Origin of the sequence: Actinomadura sediminis (assembly GCF_042675525.1) — a bacterium.
Classification (GTDB): Bacteria; Actinomycetota; Actinomycetes; order Streptosporangiales; family Streptosporangiaceae; genus Spirillospora; species Spirillospora sediminis.
The window spans coordinates 39,546-56,839 of record NZ_JBHTJA010000023.1 but is presented as its reverse complement, the minus strand read 5'-3'; the positions used below and the strand labels follow the sequence as shown (position 1 = coordinate 56,839).

Annotated in this window: 12 protein-coding genes; 6 read left to right on the top strand and 6 right to left on the bottom strand. The window is 73.1% G+C overall.

The window, feature by feature from the left end; genetic code table 11:
• The first annotated feature begins 43 nt into the window (after nt 1-43).
• Nucleotides 44-1,627: a M1 family metallopeptidase gene (locus ACFQ11_RS14630; protein ID WP_378298866.1), complete on the top strand. Its 1,584-nt coding sequence runs from the start codon at nt 44-46 to the stop codon at nt 1,625-1,627.
• A 189-nt stretch (nt 1,628-1,816) separates the two neighbouring features.
• The gene (locus ACFQ11_RS14625) at nt 1,817-3,238 is read left to right on the top strand and encodes a M1 family metallopeptidase (RefSeq protein WP_378298848.1); all 1,422 of its coding nucleotides are present in this window, start codon (nt 1,817-1,819) and stop codon (nt 3,236-3,238) included.
• Nucleotides 3,239-3,253: 15 nt separating this feature from the next.
• On the opposite strand, the gene ilvA is transcribed toward ACFQ11_RS14625, so the two are convergent.
• From ilvA to ACFQ11_RS14610, 3 genes are read right to left on the bottom strand one after another with little or no spacing between them, the layout of a single operon-like run.
• Nucleotides 3,254-4,462 carry a threonine ammonia-lyase gene (gene ilvA / locus ACFQ11_RS14620; protein ID WP_378298847.1) on the bottom strand — a complete coding sequence of 403 codons (1,209 nt, stop codon included), beginning with the start codon at nt 4,460-4,462 and terminating at the stop codon, nt 3,254-3,256.
• A gap of 30 nt (nt 4,463-4,492) precedes the next feature.
• Nucleotides 4,493-5,452, bottom strand: a complete 960-nt coding sequence (locus ACFQ11_RS14615; RefSeq protein WP_378298846.1) for an ROK family protein — start codon at nt 5,450-5,452, stop codon at nt 4,493-4,495.
• Nucleotides 5,449-6,612 (bottom strand): FIST signal transduction protein, encoded by a 1,164-nt coding sequence (locus ACFQ11_RS14610; protein WP_378298845.1) that lies wholly within the window; start codon nt 6,610-6,612, stop codon nt 5,449-5,451. Before ACFQ11_RS14610 ends, ACFQ11_RS14615 begins: the two co-directional genes overlap by 4 nt.
• 277 nt (nt 6,613-6,889) lie before the next feature.
• Between ACFQ11_RS14610 and ACFQ11_RS14605 the strand changes: the two genes are divergently transcribed.
• Genes ACFQ11_RS14605 through ACFQ11_RS14595 form a run of 3 tightly spaced genes read left to right on the top strand, consistent with a single transcriptional unit; the run spans nt 6,890 to nt 10,971 of the window.
• Complete coding sequence (locus ACFQ11_RS14605) at nt 6,890-8,299, top strand: sigma 54-interacting transcriptional regulator (RefSeq protein WP_378298844.1); 1,410 nt, start codon at nt 6,890-6,892, stop codon at nt 8,297-8,299.
• Nucleotides 8,300-8,341: 42 nt separating this feature from the next.
• Entirely contained in the window at nt 8,342-10,417 is a 2,076-nt protein-coding gene (locus tag ACFQ11_RS14600) for a vWA domain-containing protein (protein WP_378298843.1), read from the top strand.
• A 26-nt stretch (nt 10,418-10,443) separates the two neighbouring features.
• Entirely contained in the window at nt 10,444-10,971 is a 528-nt protein-coding gene (locus ACFQ11_RS14595) for a hypothetical protein (protein WP_378298842.1), read from the top strand.
• A gap of 13 nt (nt 10,972-10,984) precedes the next feature.
• Here ACFQ11_RS14595 and ACFQ11_RS14590 read toward each other — a convergent pair whose 3' ends face one another.
• Both ACFQ11_RS14590 and ACFQ11_RS14585 read right to left on the bottom strand, forming a co-directional pair.
• A complete protein-coding gene (locus ACFQ11_RS14590; protein WP_378298841.1) occupies nt 10,985-12,133 on the bottom strand; it encodes an alpha/beta hydrolase in 1,149 nt (382 codons plus the stop codon).
• An 82-nt stretch (nt 12,134-12,215) separates the two neighbouring features.
• Nucleotides 12,216-13,364 carry a cystathionine gamma-synthase gene (locus tag ACFQ11_RS14585; protein ID WP_378298840.1) on the bottom strand — a complete coding sequence of 383 codons (1,149 nt, stop codon included), beginning with the start codon at nt 13,362-13,364 and terminating at the stop codon, nt 12,216-12,218.
• Nucleotides 13,365-13,523: 159 nt separating this feature from the next.
• On the opposite strand from ACFQ11_RS14585, the gene ACFQ11_RS14580 reads away from it, so the two are divergent.
• Nucleotides 13,524-15,683 carry an MMPL family transporter gene (locus ACFQ11_RS14580; protein WP_378298839.1) on the top strand — a complete coding sequence of 720 codons (2,160 nt, stop codon included), beginning with the start codon at nt 13,524-13,526 and terminating at the stop codon, nt 15,681-15,683.
• Between the two features lie 160 nt (nt 15,684-15,843).
• On the opposite strand, the gene ACFQ11_RS14575 is transcribed toward ACFQ11_RS14580, so the two are convergent.
• Nucleotides 15,844-17,253: a cystathionine beta-synthase gene (locus ACFQ11_RS14575; protein ID WP_378298838.1), complete on the bottom strand. Its 1,410-nt coding sequence runs from the start codon at nt 17,251-17,253 to the stop codon at nt 15,844-15,846.
• Nucleotides 17,254-17,294: the final 41 nt, after the last annotated feature.

Sequence of the window (17,294 nt, the reverse complement as noted above, 5' to 3'; positions counted from 1 at the left end):
GTTGCCGGGCGCGTCCCGTCCGGGCAGGCTGGACGGCGTGAACATGGCCGGACACGACCGCAGCCTCCGCCGCCCGGGCGCGCGCGCCGCACTCCGGGGCGTCGCGGGGGCGGCCGTCCTCGCCGCCGCCGGGACGCTGACCGCGTGCCAGCTCCCGGGCGGGGACGATCCGCAGGAGGCGCCGGGCGCCGCCGTGACCGGCCCCGCGGGGCCCACGACCGCCGGGGACCCGTACGTCCCGGGCGACGGGAACGGCGGGTACGACGTCCGGCATTACGGGCTGAAGCTGACGATCATGCCGGACGCCGCCGAGCAGCTCTCCGGGACCGCGACGATCACCGCCGAGGCCACCGCGCGGCTCGCCCGGTTCAACCTCGACCTCACCGGCCTGAAGGTCGCGGAGGTCACGGTGAACGGCGAGCGCGCGCGGACCCAGCGGGCCCAGGGCGAGCTGGAGGTCACGCCGGCCGAGCCGCTGCAGAAGGGCGCGGAGTTCACCACGGTCGTCGCGTACTCGGGGACGCCGGAACCGGTGAACGACCCGGTCCTCGGCACGTACGGGTGGATCCGGACGCCCGACGGCGTGTTCGTCGCGTGCCAGCCGAGCGGCGCGCAGACCTGGTTTCCGAGCAACGACCACCCGTCCGACAAGGCCCTGTTCGACTTCGAGATCACCGTGCCGGCGGGCCTGACGGCGGTCGCCAACGGCGTCCCCGAGTCGCTGCCCGGCGGCGGGTCGCCCGGCGGGACGCCCGGGGCGCCGCGACCGGGCCCCGGAACGCCCGGCGAGCCCGGAACGCCCGGCGGCGAGCCCGGGACGCCCGGCGGCGGGCCCGGGCCGGCGGTCAGCCCGATCGGCGCCCGCGCCACCACGACGTCGAAGTGGCACGTCCAGAACCCGATGGCGACCTATCTGGCGACGGTGACGGTCGGCAGGTTCGCGTTCCGGAACGGCGAGACCCCCTCGGGCGTCCCGGTGATCTCCGCCGCCGACCCGTCCACGCCGACGAGCCTGGACGCCTTCCACCGGACGAACACGCAGGTCACCGAGGAGTTCTCGAAGCTGTTCGGGCCGTACCCGTTCGCGTCGTCGGGCGGGATCGTCGACAACGCGGACGTCGGGTTCGCGCTGGAGACCCAGACGCGGCCCGTGTACGGGGCGTACGGTGTCACGCCGACGCTAATCGCGCACGAGCTGGCGCACCAGTGGTTCGGCGACAGCGTCAGCGTCACGCGGTGGAAGGACATCTGGCTGAACGAGGGCTTCGCCACCTACGCGGAGTGGATCTGGGGCGAACGGTCCGGCGGCCCGGCGCCGGGGGACCATTTCGACCGGCTGTACGAGACCGGCGGGGGCGAACTGTGGGACGTCCCGCCGGGCGACCCCGGCCGCAAGGACATGTTCCACCGGTCCGTGTACGACCGGGGCGCGATGACGCTGCACGCGCTGCGCACCGAGGTCGGCGACGCCGCGTTCTTCGAGATCCTCAAGACGTGGACGCGGGAGAAGAAGAACGCGAACGCCACGACGCCGCAGTTCGTCGCGACGGCGGAGCGGGTCTCCGGGAAGCGGCTCGACTCGCTGTTCCAGGCGTGGCTCTACGAGCGCGGCCGTCCGCCGCGCTGACCCCCGGCACCGCCGCTTCGCAGGTCCTCCACCGGCCCTTTCGCCGGCCCTTTCGCGGGCCGTTCACCGGCCCGGCCCTGGCCTTTCCCGGCCGCGATGATCGCAAGTTGAGATCGTCCCGCGCTTGATCCGGTGCCCTGACGAGGAAATTCTTGATCGCGACAGTGGCGTCGAAGGAAGGCGAAGTCCATGAACAGAGCGCGCAGAGCCGTGACGGCCGTGACGCTGGGCGCCGCGGCGGCGGTCCTCATGACGGCGGTGCCCGCGGGCGCCGACGCCCGGTTCGCGCCCGGCGCGCCCGGGGCGGGCGACCCGTACTTCCCCGACATGGGCAACGGCGGTTACGACGTCCGGCACTACGACGTGCGGCTGGAGTACGACCCGAAGACGAAGGGGATCGAGGCGGTCACCCGGATCCGCGCGAAGGCCGCGCAGAACCTGTCCCGGTTCAACCTCGACTTCCTCGGCCCGCTGAAGATCTCCTCGGTGAAGGTGGACGGACGGGACGCCTCGTTCGACCGGACGGGCGCGCAGGAGCTCGAGATCACCCCGGACCGGGGCCTGCGGCGCAACCGGAGCTTCACGGTGACGATCGCGTACGCGGGCGTCCCGCAGCCGATCGACGACCCGGCGCTCGGCACGTCCGGCTGGATCCCCACGGCGGACGGCGCGGTCATGGTGAACCAGCCGTTCGGCGCCGCGACGGTCTACCCGGTGAACGACCACCCGACCGACAAGGCGTCCTACACGTTCACGCTGACCGCGCCGAAGGACCTGACGACGCTGTCGAACGGGGACCTGCGCGGCACCTGGACCCGCCACGGGAAGACGACGACCCGCTGGGACATGCGGTCGCCGATGGCGAGCGAGCTGACGATGATCGCGATCGGGAAGTACGACGTGCTGAAGGGCCGCACGGACGCGGGCGTCCCGAACCTGACGGCGACGGACCGGCGGCAGGGCGTCTCGCCGGAGAACGCGAAGAAGTTCCACGAGCTGACCGGCGACGTCCTCGACTTCCAGTCGACGATGTACGGGCGGTACCCGTTCGGCTCGACCGGCGGGATCGTCGTCAAGGGCGGCTTCGGGTACGCGCTGGAGACGCAGGGACGGCCGGTGTACGACCTCGGGCACCGGCCGGGCGCGATCCCGAGCGCGGGGCTCGTCGCGCACGAGCAGGCCCACCAGTGGTTCGGCGACTCGGTGACGCCGGAGCGCTGGGCCGACATCTGGATGAACGAGGGCCTCGCGACGTACTCCGAGTGGCTGTACGCGGAGGAGTTCGGGAACACGCCCGTCCAGAAGTCGTTCGACGAGGTGTACGCGACGCCCGCGGACGACGACCTGTGGAAGCCGGTCGTGTCCGACCCGGGCCGCGACAACATCTTCCACGGCGCCGTGTACGACCGGGGCGCGATGGCCGTCCACATGCTGCGCGAGGCGATCGGCGACCGGGACTTCTTCCGGTTCCTGAAGGCGTGGCCGTCCGCGTACGAGGGCCGCAACGCGTCCACCGAGGACTTCGTGCGGTTCGCCGAGCGGGTCTCGCACGAGAACCTCGACGCGTGGGCGAAGACGTGGCTGTACTCGCCGGGCAAGCCGGAGCTGTAGACCGGCGCCCGCGGGTCAGCTCAGGGTGATGGTGTAGCCCTTCTCGCGGAGGTGGCCGATCACGTCCTCGGAGTGGTCGGCGCCGCGCGTCTCCAGGTGCATGAGGACTTCGGCCTCCTCCACGTGGAGACGCGCGGCCATCCGCTCGTGCATCACGTCCAGGACGTTGACGCCCAGCTCCGCCAGCTCGCCGAGCAGCGTCACCAGGGCGCCGGGACGGTCCTTGAGGCGGCACCGCACGACCAGGTAGCGGCCCGCGCCGGCGAGGCCGTGCCGCAGCACCTTCGACAGCAGCAGCGGGTCGATGTTGCCGCCCGACAGCAGCACCACCACCGGCGTCCGGACGGCGTAGGAGTGTTCGAGCAGCGCCGCGACGCCCGCCGCGCCCGCCGGTTCGACGACCTGCTTCGCCCGCTCCAGGCACAGCAGCAGCGCCTGCGAGATCGACTCCTCCGACACGGTCACGACCGCGTCGACCAGCTCGGTGAACAGCTCGTAGGTGAGGTCGCCGGGACGGCCCACGGCGATGCCGTCCGCCATCGTCGCCTGCGTCTCGATGCGGGTGGGGCGCCCGGCGGCCAGCGACGGCGGGAACGCCGCCGCCCGCTTCGCCTGCGCGCCCACCACCTTGACGTCCTTCTCCACGGCCTTGATCGCGGTGGCGACCCCCGCCATCAGCCCGCCGCCGCCGACCGGCCCGACGACCGTGCGGACGTCCGGGCACTGCTCCAGGATCTCCAGGCCGATCGTGCCCTGACCGGCGACGACGTCCTGGTGGTCGAACGGGTGGATCAGGACCGCGCCGTGCTCCTTCGCGTACGTGTCGGCCGCGACGAGGCAGTCGTCCACGGTCGGGCCCGGGAAGACCACCTCGGCGCCGTAGCCGCGGGTCGCGGCGACCTTCGGCAGCGGGGCGCCCTCCGGCATGAACACGGTCGCCCGGCAGCCGAGGATCGACGCCGCCAGCGCCACGCCCTGCGCGTGGTTGCCCGCGCTGGCCGCGACGACGCCGCGCGCCCGCTCGGCGTCGCTCAGCCGCGCGATCCGCACGAACGCGCCGCGGATCTTGAACGAGCCGGTGCGCTGCACGTTCTCGCACTTCAGCAGCACCGGGCCGCCGATCGCCTCGGACAGCGCCCGGGACCGGATCAGCGGCGTCGGGGCGATCACGTCGGCGAGCTGATCCCGGGCGGCACGGACGTCGTCGAGGGTCACGGGAGCCATGGGCCGATCTTCCCACGGCCCGGTAACGGCTCAGTCCGCGTTCCAGTAACGGCCGGGGGCGAAGATCAGCGCGGCGGCGCCGATGAGGCCCGCGGGCTGCCCGAGCGCCGCCGGGACGATCTCCAGCCGGCGCGCGAACTCCATCCGGGCGTGCGCGTCGAACGCGTCCCGCAGCGGGTCGAACAGCGGCGGCCCGGTCTGCGACACGCCGCCGCCGATCGCCACGACCTCGAGGTCGCACAGGTGCGTCGCGGACGCGATCGCGATGCCGAGGGCCCGGCCGGCCCGCCGCATCGCCGCGACCGCGACCGGCTCGCCGTCCCGGGCGTCCGCGGCCAGCTCGACCCCGGTGCCGCTCGGCTCCCCCGGCCGCCAGCCCTGCTCGCGCGCCCACGCCACCAGGCCCGGCCCCCGCGCGACCGCCTCCAGGCACCCGCGCCCGCCGCAGCCGCACGGCGGGCCGTCCGGCTCGACGATCACGTGCCCGATGTGCCCCGCGTTGCCGCTGGCGCCGTCCACGAGCCGCCCGCCGAGGACCAGCCCGCCGCCGACGCCCGTGGACACGACCATGCCCAGCACGTTCGCGCGGCCGCGCCCCGCGCCCAGCCAGTGCTCCCCGGCCGCCACGCAGATCGCGTCGTTGTGCACCCGGACGGGCAGGCCCGGGTGCCGCTCGCGGAGCCGTTGGCGCAGCGGGAACCCCCGCCACGCGGGGATGTTCAGCGGCGACACCTCCGCGGCGGGCCACGTCATCGGCCCGCCGCACCCCACCCCGACGCCCGCGAGGCCGGGCGCGCCGCCCTCCGCGACGACCTTGCCGAGGAGCGCGTCGAGCGCCCGCCACAGGTCCTCGGCGTCGCGGCCGGGCTCGTTCGGCGTCGGGACCCGGTCGTAGGCGGTGATGCGGCCGCTCTCCTCGACGAGCGCCGCGGCCAGCTTCGTCCCGCCGATGTCGATCGCGAGCACCGGACGGTCCGCGGAGTCGGTCACGCGCGGTCCTCCGCCCGGCCGAACGCCAGGATCGACGCCGTGAACCCGTGCACGTGGTTGCGTCCCGACACCGGCCCGATCTCCCCGGCCGCGAAGAACCCGCCGACGCCCGCCGGCCCGAACGCGCGGTCGAGCACCTTCGCGTCGTGGTCGGAGTCGGCGAACATCGCCTTCCCGCGGCCGTTGCAGGAGAACAGCAGCGCGCCCTCGACCGGCGCCATGTCGAACCGTTCCAGCAGCGCCGCGAGGTCCTCCTCCGCGGCGCCCGCGTCCCGCACCTGGAACCGGACCGTGCGGCCCACGTCGACGACGTCCCCGATGGCGATCGCGCCGTTCTCCGTGTCGGCCCCGACGACCCCGCGCACGAGGAAGTCCCCGTGCTCGTGCTCGTCGGCGTACTCGTCCATCGCGACGCCGATGAGCAGCCCGCGGCCCGCCATCTCCTGCTCGTCCTCGGGCAGCCCGACGACGATCTCCTCGAGCTTCTCCAGCGCCGGGGTGCCCGCCAGCTCGTAGAGGACGTTCTCCTCGGCGCGGGTCACGACCATGTCGGGCCCGATCGGCCGCGCCCCCTGGCTGACCAGCGTCGCCGCCGTCACCGACCCGCCGATCACCACGCCGACGGCCCCGTCGGAGTGGACCTCGCCGTCGACGAACAGCCGCACCGTCCCCGGCCCGGTGCCCTCCGCGAGCCCGCCGACCAGCGGCAGCCCCGGCAGGGCGTCGTCCGAACGCTCGACGAACGCGTCGACGGGGAAGCTGTACGGATCGGTGAGCAGCACGCCCACCACGTCGTCGTCCTGCCCCTCGGGCATCCCGACGACGATCAGCCGGTCGTCCGACCGCAGCGTCTCGAGGCGGAACGGGTCGATCCGCGCGCCGGGCAGCACCGCCGCCCACGCGCTCACCGCCCCCGTCTCCTCCACGCCGCGCCCGGCGCCGATCACGCCGGCGCCGCTGCACCCGATCATCACCGCGGGCCCCGCGGCCAGCGCCGCACCGTGCGCCGCCGCCTCGATCTCGTCCGGGTCGTCCCCGCTGATGAACACGCAGACCAGATCCGGCGCCGCGCTCAGCGGCGCGAGCGCCTCCTCCACCGCCGCCACGGCGGCACTGGACAGATCCGGGCCGACCGCCAGCCCATCACCGAATCGAGCCATAGCGCCGCCTCCTCGTGTTTCGGGCTCGGTTCACCCTCCCAGTCTCCCCCCGAACCGCTGTGTTAGCCCAGTGGGCGACCTTCTGGAACCCCCGCCGCGGTGGCGGCGTCCTCGCGGCCCGGCGCAAGGCGGCATGTTCCGCGCGGCATGTTCCGCGCGGTCATCGTACGCACCCTCCGGTCGCCGCCCCCGTCCCCGGTCCTTCGCGCCGCCGGCCCGCGAGCCCGCGGAAAAGTCGGGGGGTCGCACTCTCGATTAATCACGTAGTGTCGATCTCGTGCGTGCATCCACACCCCGCGAGACCACGGTGGGCGAGCTGCGCAACGGCGGTCACGTCCAGCGTTCGGTGAAGACCGAGATCCGGCACAACCTGCTCGACCGGCTGAGATCGGGCGAGCCGCGGTTCCCCGGGATCCTCGGGTTCGACGAGACCGTCCTCCCCCATCTGGAACGGGCGCTGCTCGCCGGGCACGACCTGGTGCTGCTGGGCGAGCGCGGGCAGGGCAAGACGCGGCTGATCCGCACCCTGGCCGGGCTGCTGGACGAGTGGACGCCGGTCGTCGCCGGCTGCGAGATCAACGACCATCCGTACGCGCCGGTGTGCGTGCGCTGCCGCAGGCTCGCCGAGGAGCTCGGCGACGGGCTGCCGGTGGCGTGGAAGCACCGGGACGAGCGGTACGGGGAGAAGCTCGCGACGCCCGACACGAGCGTCGGCGACCTCATCGGCGACGTCGACCCGATCAAGGTCGCCGAGGGGCGGACGCTCGGCGACCCCGAGACCGTGCACTTCGGTCTCGTCCCCCGGACGAACCGGGGCGTCTTCTCCATCAACGAGCTGCCCGACCTCGCCGAGCGGATCCAGGTCGCGCTGCTCAACGTGCTCGAGGAACGCGACGTCCAGATCCGCGGCTACGCGCTGCGGCTGCCGCTGGACGTGCTGCTGGTCGCGAGCGCCAACCCGGAGGACTACACCAACCGCGGCCGGATCATCACGCCGCTGAAGGACCGGTTCGGCGCGGAGATCCGCACCCACTACCCGCTGGAGCTGGACGCCGAGCTGCAGCTCATCCGGCAGGAGTCCGACTTCGCCGACCTCGGCGGGGTGCCCGCCGAGGTGCCCGACCACCTGGTCGAGGTGATCGGGCGGTTCACCCGGCTGGTGCGCGAGTCGACGGCGGTGGACGCGCGGTCCGGCGTGTCGGCGCGGTTCGCGCTGGCGGGCGCCGAGACGGTCGCGGCGGGCGCGGTGCGGCGCGCGGCGCTGACCGGCGAGGAACGCGCGGTCGCGCGGGTGTGCGACCTGCCCGCGGTGGTGCCCGCGCTGCTGGGCAAGGTGGAGTTCGAGGTCAGCGAGGAGGGCCGCGAGCAGGAGGTGCTGGAGCATCTGCTGCGGCGGGCCGTCGCGGAGACCTACCGGCGGACGCTCGGCGCCGCCGATCTGAGCGGGCTGCTCGACAAGTTCGACGCGGGCGACAGCGTGGAGACGGGCGAGCTGGTGCCGGCGTCGGAGCTGCTGCGCCGCGTCGGGCAGGTCCCCGGCCTCGCGCGGATGATGGAGCGGCTGGGCATGTCCGGGGAGTCTCCCGGGCAGGCGGCGGCCGCGCTGGAGTTCGCCCTGGAGGGGCTGTTCCTCACCCGGCGGCTGTCGAAGGACGCCGCCGACGGGACGTCCACCTACCGAACCTGACGCACCTACCGCACCTGAGGGCCACCGATTGGGGGCGCGACTGTGAGCCGATACCGGTACGGCGCGTACGAGGACGGGCCCGACCCGCTGGCCCCGCCCTACGACGTCCGCGGCGCCCTCGACGCGGTGGGCGACGCGGTCCTGGACGGGACGCGGCCGGGCGACGCGCTGCGCGACCTGCTGCGCCGCGGGCTGCCGGGCCGGGACGGGCGCGGGCTGGACGACCTGCTGCGCGACGTGCGGGAGCGGCGCCGCGCGCTGCGCGACCGGGGCCGGCTGGACGGCACCCTGGAGCAGGCGCGGGCGCTCCTCGACACCGCGATCGGGCAGGAGCGCGCCGAGCTGTTCCCCGACCCGGGCGACGACGCGCGGCTGCGCGAGGCCGAACTGGACGCGCTGCCGGACGACACGTCGCAGGCGGTGCGGCGGCTGTCGAACTACGAGTGGAGGTCGGACGCGGCGCGGGCGACGTTCGAGAAGCTGAAGGACCTGCTGCGCAGCGAGGTGCTCGACGCGCAGTTCCAGGGCATGAAGCAGGCCCTGCGGAGCCGGGACCCGGCGCAGATGCAGCGCGTCAAGGACATGATGTCCGCGCTGAACGGGATGCTCGAGAAGGACGCCCGGGGCGAGCACACCCAGGAGGACTTCGACCGTTTCATGGACGAGTACGGGGAGTTCTTCCCCGACCGTCCGGAGAACCTCGAGGAGCTCGTGGACGCGCTCGCGCGGCGCGCCGCCGCGATGGACCGGCTGCTGGCGTCGCTCAGCCCCGAGCAGCGCGCGGAACTGGCGGGGCTGATGGACGAGGCCATGAAGGACGCGGGCCTCGCGATGGAGATGACGCGGCTGGGCGACGCGCTGCGCACCCGCCGTCCCGACCTCGGGTGGGGCGGCGCCGAGCAGATGACCGGCGACGATCCGCTCGGCATGGGCGACGCGACGTCCGCGCTGGCGGAACTGGCCGACCTCGCGGAACTGGAGGCCGCGCTGGGGCAGGACTACCCGGGCGCGCGGCTGGACGACATCGACGAGGACGCCGTCCGGCGCGCGCTGGGCCGCCGCGCGGTCGACGACCTGCGAGCGCTGCGGCGGATCGAGGCGGAGCTGGAACGGCAGGGCTACCTGCGCCGCAACCGCGGCAGGCTGGAGCTGACGCCGAAGGCGGTGCGGCGGCTGGGCGAGACGGCGCTGCGGCGGGTGTTCTCGCAGCTCGCGTCGGGCCGGCCGGGCGACCACGAGCAGCGCGACGCCGGGCACGCGGGCGAGCTGACCGGCTCCAGCCGCCCGTGGCGGTTCGGGGACGAGCAGCCCCTCGACGTCGTCCGGACGGTGGGCAACGCGGTGCGGCGCAGCGCGATGGCCGGGCCCGTCGCGCGGGTCACCGAGCCCGCCCCCGCCGACCCGATCGCGAACGGCGTGCGCGCGGACGCCGCGCCCGCCGGCCCCCTGACCGGTGGCCCCGTGGCCGGTGAGCGGGTGCCGGGGCCGCGTCCGGTGCGGCTGGGCGTGGACGACTTCGAGGTCCACGAGACGGAGCGGCGCACGGGCGCGGCCGTCTGCCTGCTGGTCGACCTGTCGTACTCGATGGTGCTGCGCGGGACGTGGGCGGCGGCCAAGCAGACGACGCTCGCCCTGCACACCCTCGTGACCAGCAAGTTCCCGCAGGACGCGATCCAGATCATCGGCTTCTCGAACTACGCGCGGACGCTGCACCCGACGGAGATGGCCGGGCTCGACTGGGACATGGTGCAGGGCACGAACCTGCACCACGCCCTGATGATCGCGGGCCGCCATCTGGACCGGCATCCCGACTTCGAGCCGATCGTGCTCGTCGTGACCGACGGCGAGCCGACCGCGCACCTGCGCCCGGACGGCCGTTCGCTGTTCGACTACCCGCCGTCCACCGAGACGCTGGTGCTGACGCTCGCGGAGGTCGACAAGATGACGCGGCGCGGCGCGGGGATGAACTTCTTCATGCTGGCCGACGACCGGCGGCTGGTGTCCTTCGTGGAGGAGGTCGCGCGCCGCAACGGCGGCCGGGTGTTCGCCCCGGACGCGCAGCGCCTCGGCGAGTACGTCGTCAGCGACTATCTGCGGGTGCGGCGGGGCCGCAGGTAGCGCCCGCGGGGGCTAGGGTCGGCGTCATGTCGACTTCCGACCATCTGCTGCTGATCCTGCACATCGGCTTCGCGATCTTCACGCTGGGGCCGCTGACCGCCGCGACGATGTCCACGCCCCGCTACATCCGCAAGCGCAACACGTCGGTCGTGCGGTACCTGAACCGGACCACGCAGATCTACGGCGTGGCGTGCCTGGGCGTCTTCCTGTTCGGGATGTTCCTGGCGAGCGGGCGGTTCGACCAGATGTGGCTGTCGGCGTCGATGACGCTGTTCATCGTCGCGCTGGTGCTGCTGCTGATCGTGGACCGCGACCAGCGCCGGGCGGTGCACCTGCTGGAGACGGCCGGCGCCGCGGCCGCGGAAGCGGCCGGCGGCGGGGAGGCCGCAGCCGACGCGAAGGCCGGCCACGACGAGGACGGACGCGCCGAGGCCGCGCCCGCCGCGCCCGCCGGGGACGTCGCGCAGGTGGAACGCGGCCGGATCGCGGCGCTGTCCGGCGTCATCGCGCTGATCTGGCTGGTGATCCTCGTGCTGATGGTGTGGAACGGCTGACCGGGAGCGGCCGTCAGTCGTCGGTGGCGCGCTGGGTCGGGAGGGCGCTCGGGAGCTCGACGGGGGTCTCGGGCTCGCCGCCCTCGTCGTCCTCGCGGCCCGCGCCGCCGCCGGACGCCCCCGGGGCGAGGCGCTCGCGGAGCCACTCGGTGATCGTCGGGTAGGTGTCGGGGTGGTTCAGCAGCGCGGAGGCGTGCGCGGAGCCCTCGACGGTCTTGATGGTCGCCTCGATCCCGGCGGCGCGCAGCGCGGTCGCGAGGCCGCGGCTCTCGGAGACCGGCACGAACTCGCTCGTCCCGTGCATGAACAGCATCGGGGCGTCCTCGGCGCCGACGTGGGTCGCGGACTTGCTGTCCTCGAGCACCCGCCAGCAGCGCGACCCGGCGACGGCGTCGGCGGGGTCGCAGCCGAGCAGGTCGATGACGGCGCGGCGCAGCTTCTTCTGCTGATGGTTCGCGGTGGGCGCGGCGCCGTCGGCGTAGGCGAGTTCCGGGTCGTTGGGCGGCGACAGCGCGATCACGCCGCGGACCCGCTCGCCGCCGTCGCGGTACGTGCCGAGCTGGGTGGCGAGGTGCCCGCCGGAGGACGAGCCGATCACCACGACGCGTTCGGGGTCGGCGTTCCAGCGGGCGGCGTTGGCCTTGAGGAAGTTCAGCGCCGCGAGCACGTCCGTCCGCTGCGCGGGCCACTGCGCGGCGGGCGCGAGCCGGTAGTTCGCCGACAGGACGACGTAGCCGTCGGCGACGAGGCGGCGCGCGAAGTACTCCCAGCCGCTCTTGTCGCCCTGCAGCCAGTAGCCGCCGTGGACGACGAGGACGGCCGGGCGCGGCGCGGTGCCGCGCTCGGCGGTCGTCCAGTAGGCGTCGACCTCCTGCAGGTCGGCGGGACCGTAGGAGTACGTCTCGGTCCTCGGCAGCTCGGGCGTCACCATGACGGCGCTGGCGGTGACGGTGCCGTCGGCGGCGCCGGCCGCGTCGGACGGGGAGCCCTGCGGGGTCGTCGGCGCGTCCGCAGGGGCGTCCGCGCCGGTGTCCGGTGCGGGGGTGGACGGCGTGGGCGAGGAGGTCGGTGCGGGCGTCGCGGCCCGCGCCGTCACGGGGACGGCCACGGCCGACGCGCACGTCGCGGCGAGAGCCGCACTGAACACCACTGCCTTGCGCACCCGGGACCCCTTCGCACACGGAAACCTGGCGCGCTCATCATAAGAGGTTTTGATCTAGTACGCGCGGGAAGGGTGTTTCGCTTCAGCCCAGCGCGTCCTCGAGGTCGCGCAGGAGGTCGGCGGCGTCCTCGATCCCGACCGACAGCCGCACGAGGTCGGCGGGCACTTCCAGCGGCGACCCGGCCGCGGACGCGTGCGTCATCCGGCCCGGGTGCTCGATGAGCGACTCGACGCCGCCGAGCGACTCGCCGAGCGTGAACAGCTTCGTCCGCTCGCAGACGCGGACGGCCGCCTCCTCCGACTCCATCCGGAAGGAGACCATGCCGCCGAACCCCTTCATCTGCTTGGCGGCGATCTCGTGCCCCGGGTGGTCGGGCAGCCCCGGGTAGAGGACCCGCCGGACGGACGGGTGCCGCGTGAGCATGTCGACGATCCGTTCGGCGTTCGCGCAGTGCCGGTCCATGCGGACGCCGAGGGTCTTGATGCCGCGCAGCGTCAGCCAGGCGTCGAAGGGCCCCGCGACCGCGCCCATCGAGTTCTGGTGGAACGCGAGCCGTTCCCCGAGTTCGGGGTCGGAGGCGATCAGCGCGCCGCCGACGACGTCGGAGTGCCCGCCGATGTACTTGGTGGTGGAGTGCACGACGACGTCGGCGCCGAGCTCCAGCGGCCGCTGGAGGTAGGGCGAGGCGAAGGTGTTGTCGACGACGAGGAGCGCGCCGGCGTCCCGGGCGATCGACGCGAGCACCGCGATGTCGGCCACGCCGAGCAGCGGGTTCGTCGGCGTCTCCACCCAGATGATCTTCGTCTCCGGGCGGACGGCGGCCCGCACCGCGGCGACGTCCCCGAGCGGCACCGGGTCGAACGCGACGCCCCACGGCTCGGCGACCTTCGCGAACAGCCGGTAGGTGCCGCCGTAGGCGTCGTTCGGGATGATCACGTGGTCGCCGGGGCGGCAGACGGTGCGCAGCAGCGCGTCCTCGGCGGCGAGCCCGGACGCGAAGGCCAGGCCGCGGGCGCCGCCCTCGATCTCGGCGAGGCATACCTCCAGCGAAGTACGCGTCGGGTTGGCCGACCGGGAGTACTCGTAGCCTCCGCGCAGCCCCCCGATTCCGTCCTGCTTATAGGTCGAGACCTGGTAGATCGGCGGTACCACCGCCCCGGTGACGGGGTCCGGCTCCTGGCCGGCGTGGATGGCCACCGTCTCGAAACCCAGGTGAACGTCGTTGTCCATGGGAACGAGGCTATCCGCCGCTGCGCCCTCCTGAAGGAGGAGAGGCTCCCCCCGAGGTATCACCTCCGATTTCGGCGCACGGGGTGACCTCAGAGGGGCGCCGGATCTCTACCGTTTGATACGCATCCGCACGTATCCCTCTGAACCGAAGGAAGACGCATGTTCGCTGGGCTCGCACGCTTCGTCGTGAGACACCCGTGGTGGACGATCGTGGCCTGGCTGGCGGCGGCAGTCGTCATCATCGCCTTCTCCCCCAAACTGACAACCGAGTCCGACCAGGGCGAGTTCCTGCCGTCCGGGTACGAGTCCGTCCAGGCGGCCGAGCTCGCCTCGGACGCGTTCCCGCAGCAGGCCGAGGCCAGCTCGCTGATCGTGGTGCAGCGCTCCGACGGCGGACAGATCACGCCGCAGGACAGCGCCAAGATCGCGGAGGCGGCCAAGGCGCTGACGGCCGAGAACTACCCGACCGTCCGCGGGTTCGTCACCGGCCCGGAGGCGGTGGCGCCCAACAAGTCCATCCAGTTGATCAACGTGCCGATGGAGATGGCCAGCGGGGCCGAGGCCCAGGACCAGAGCCAGGCGATCAAGGACCTCCGCGAGAAGCTGCCCGAAGTCCTCGGCAGCGGCCTGGAGGCCAAGGTCGGCGGCGACATCGCGATGTTCGTGGACAACGAGGACTCGTTCACCCAGTCCTTCGCGCTCATCACCATCGCCACGTTCGCCCTGATCATCGGGCTGATCCTGCTGATCTTCCGGGCGCCGCTGGCCGCCATCCTGCCGATCATCGTGATCATCGCGACCGAGCAGATGTCGATGGGCCTGATCGGCGCCGCGTCCAAGGTGCTCGACTTCTCCGGTGACGACAGCCTGCAGATCATCCTGACGATCGTGCTGTTCGGCGTCGGCGCCGACTACTACCTGTTCCTGCTGTTCCGCTACCGGGAGCGGCTGCGGGCCGGCGTGGAGCGCAAGGAGGCGCTGATCCAGGCGGTCGAGCGGGTCGGCGAGGTCATCACCTCCGCGGCCGCCGCGATCGCCGCCACCTTCGTCGTGCTGATGCTGGCGTCCTTCGGGATCTTCGCCGCGTGGGGCCCGTCGCTCGCCATCGGCGTCCTGGTCATGGGCATCACGTCGCTGACGGTGTTCCCGGCGCTGCTGTCGGTGCTCGGCACCGCGGTGTTCTGGCCGTCCAAGGCGTGGAAGAAGGAGCCGAAGGGCACCGTGTCGACGAAGCTCGGCGCGCTGGTCGGCAAGCGCCCGGCGATCGTCGCGCTGGCCGCGGCCGCGGTGATGATCGCGCTGGCGACCGGCGTGTTCGGCTTCAAGTCGAACTACGACTTCCAGTCCAGCTTCCCGCAGGACACCGAGTCCGCGCAGGCCATCAAGGACATGCAGAAGGGCTTCCCGGCCGGCCAGACCAGGCCGGTGGAGGTCATGGTGCAGTCCACCGACGGGCAGCCGCTGACGAAGGCCGAGCTGGACGCCTTCGGGCAGGAGGCCAAGTCGCTGCCCGGCGTCGGCGGCGTCGGGCCCGCCGAACTGGGCGAGGACCCGTCCGTCGGCCGCGTCAACCTGCTGCTGGACGGCAACCCGGTCAGCAACGAGTCGATCAACATGGTGAAGGACGAGCTCAACCCGGCGGTGCACGACATCGCGCCGGAGGGCACCAAGGTGTACGTCGGCGGTGAGGCCGCGATCTACGCCGACATCAACAAGGTCGTCAACCGCGACCTGTCGGTGATCCTCCCGGTCGCCGGGGTGCTGATCGCGTTGATCCTCCTCGTGCTGCTGCGCTCGGTGGTGGCGCCGCTGTACCTGGTCCCGGCGGTGCTGCTGGGCTTCGCCGCCACGCTGGGCTCCGCGGTGTTCGTCTTCCAGGGCCTCCTGGGCGAACCGGGAGAGATCTTCCACCTGCCGATCATGCTGTACCTGTTCGTGCTGGCCATCGGGACCGACTACAACATCCTGATGACCGCGCGGCTCCGCGAGGAGGCCAAGGAGGGGCACGAGCCGCGCAAGGCCGCGGCGCTGGCCGTCCAGCACGGCGGCCCGACGGTCGCCGCGGCGGGCCTGATCCTGGCCGGGACGTTCTCGGTGATGCTGCTGGCGAGCGTCTCGATGCTCCAGCAGATGGGCTTCTCGATCGCGCTCGGCATCGCGCTCTCCGCGTTCGTCATGGCGATCTTCCTGGTGCCGGGCGTCACCGCCCTGCTGGGACACCGCGCCTGGTGGCCGGGCCGCATGGGTCCGAAGGAACCCGCGTCCGGCCCGGTGGACCCGGTCGAGGACCAGTACGCACCGTCCGGAACCCGCTCGTAGCGGTTCCCCCAGACGCCGGGTTGCGGGGCGGTCGGAAAAGCCGCCCACGGACCGCCCCGCAACCCGGCTCCCTCGTGTGAGCGAGGCCCCCGGCTCGTCGAGAGCCGGGGGCCTCGCCCGTTTCCGGGGTGCGGCGGTGCCCGTGGTCGGGGCGGCGAGGTCAGCCGGCGGAGGGGGCGAGGTAGGCCAGGACGTCCTGGCGGGTGACGATGCCCGAGGGCTTGCCGTCGACCAGGACGACCACCGCGTCCCGGTTCTCGAGGACGGAGACCATCCGCGCCACCGGCTCGCCCGACCCGACGACGGGCAGCGGCGGGCTCATGTGCTTCTCGAGCGGGTCCTCGGCGCCCGCGTGGTCGGCGTAGAGGGCGTGCAGGAGGACGCGTTCCTCGACCGCTCCGATCACCTCGCCCGCCATCACGTCGGGGTGGCCCGCGCCCGGCGACACGACCGGCATCTGCGACACGCCGAACTCCCTGAGGACCTTCACCGCCTCCCCGACCGTCTCGGTCGGGTGCATGTGGACGAAGTTCGGGATGCCCTCCGACTGCGCGCCCGCCTTCTGCGCCAGGACGTCGCCCACCGTCGGCTCGGTGGTGCGGTCCTCGCTGAAGCCGTGCTGGTGCATCCACTCGTCGCTGAAGATCTTCGAGAGGTAGCCGCGGCCGCCGTCCGGCAGCAGGACGACGATCACCGCGTCGTCGTCGGCCTCGGCGGCGACGCGCAGCGCCGCGACGACCGCCATGCCGCAGGAGCCGCCGACGAGCAGGGCCTCCTCGCGGGCGAGCCGCCGGGTCATGACGAAGGAGTCCTTGTCGGACACGGCGATGACCCGGTCGCAGATCTCGCGGTCGTAGGTCTCGGGCCAGATGTCCTCGCCGACGCCCTCGGTCAGGTAGGGGCGGCCGCTGCCGCCGGAGTACACCGAGCCCTCGGGGTCGGCGCCGATCACCTGCACGCGCCCGCCGGAGACCTCCTTGAGGTACTTCCCGGCGCCGCTGATCGTGCCGCCGGTGCCGATGCCCGCGACGAAGTGCGTGATGCGGCCCTCGGTCTGCTCCCACAGTTCGGGCCCTGTCGTCGCGTAGTGGGACGCCGGGTTCTGCGGGTTCGCGTACTGGTTCGGCTTCCAGGCGCCCGGGATCTCGGCGGCGAGGCGGTCCGACACGGAGTAGTACGAGTCGGGGTGCTCGGGGTTCACGGCGGTGGGGCACACCACGACCTCGGCGCCGTAGGCGCGCAGGACGTCGACCTTGTCCTTGGCGACCTTGTCGGGGCAGACGAAGACGCAGCGGTAGCCGCGTTCCTGCGCCACGATGGCGAGCCCCACCCCGGTGTTGCCGGACGTCGGCTCGACGATCGTCCCGCCGGGCCGCAGCTCCCCGGACGCCTCCGCCGCGTCGATCATCCGGACGGCGATGCGGTCCTTCACCGAGCCGCCCGGGTTGAAGTACTCCACCTTGGCGAGCACCTGCGGGCCCCCGTCCCGGGTGAAGCCCTCGGTCACCTTGCGCAGCCGAACGAGCGGGGTGTTGCCCATCAGCTCGACCAGCGAATCGTGTACGTGCACCGCGACATCCTTGTCGTTCCGCGTGTCGGTCCGGGTGTTCC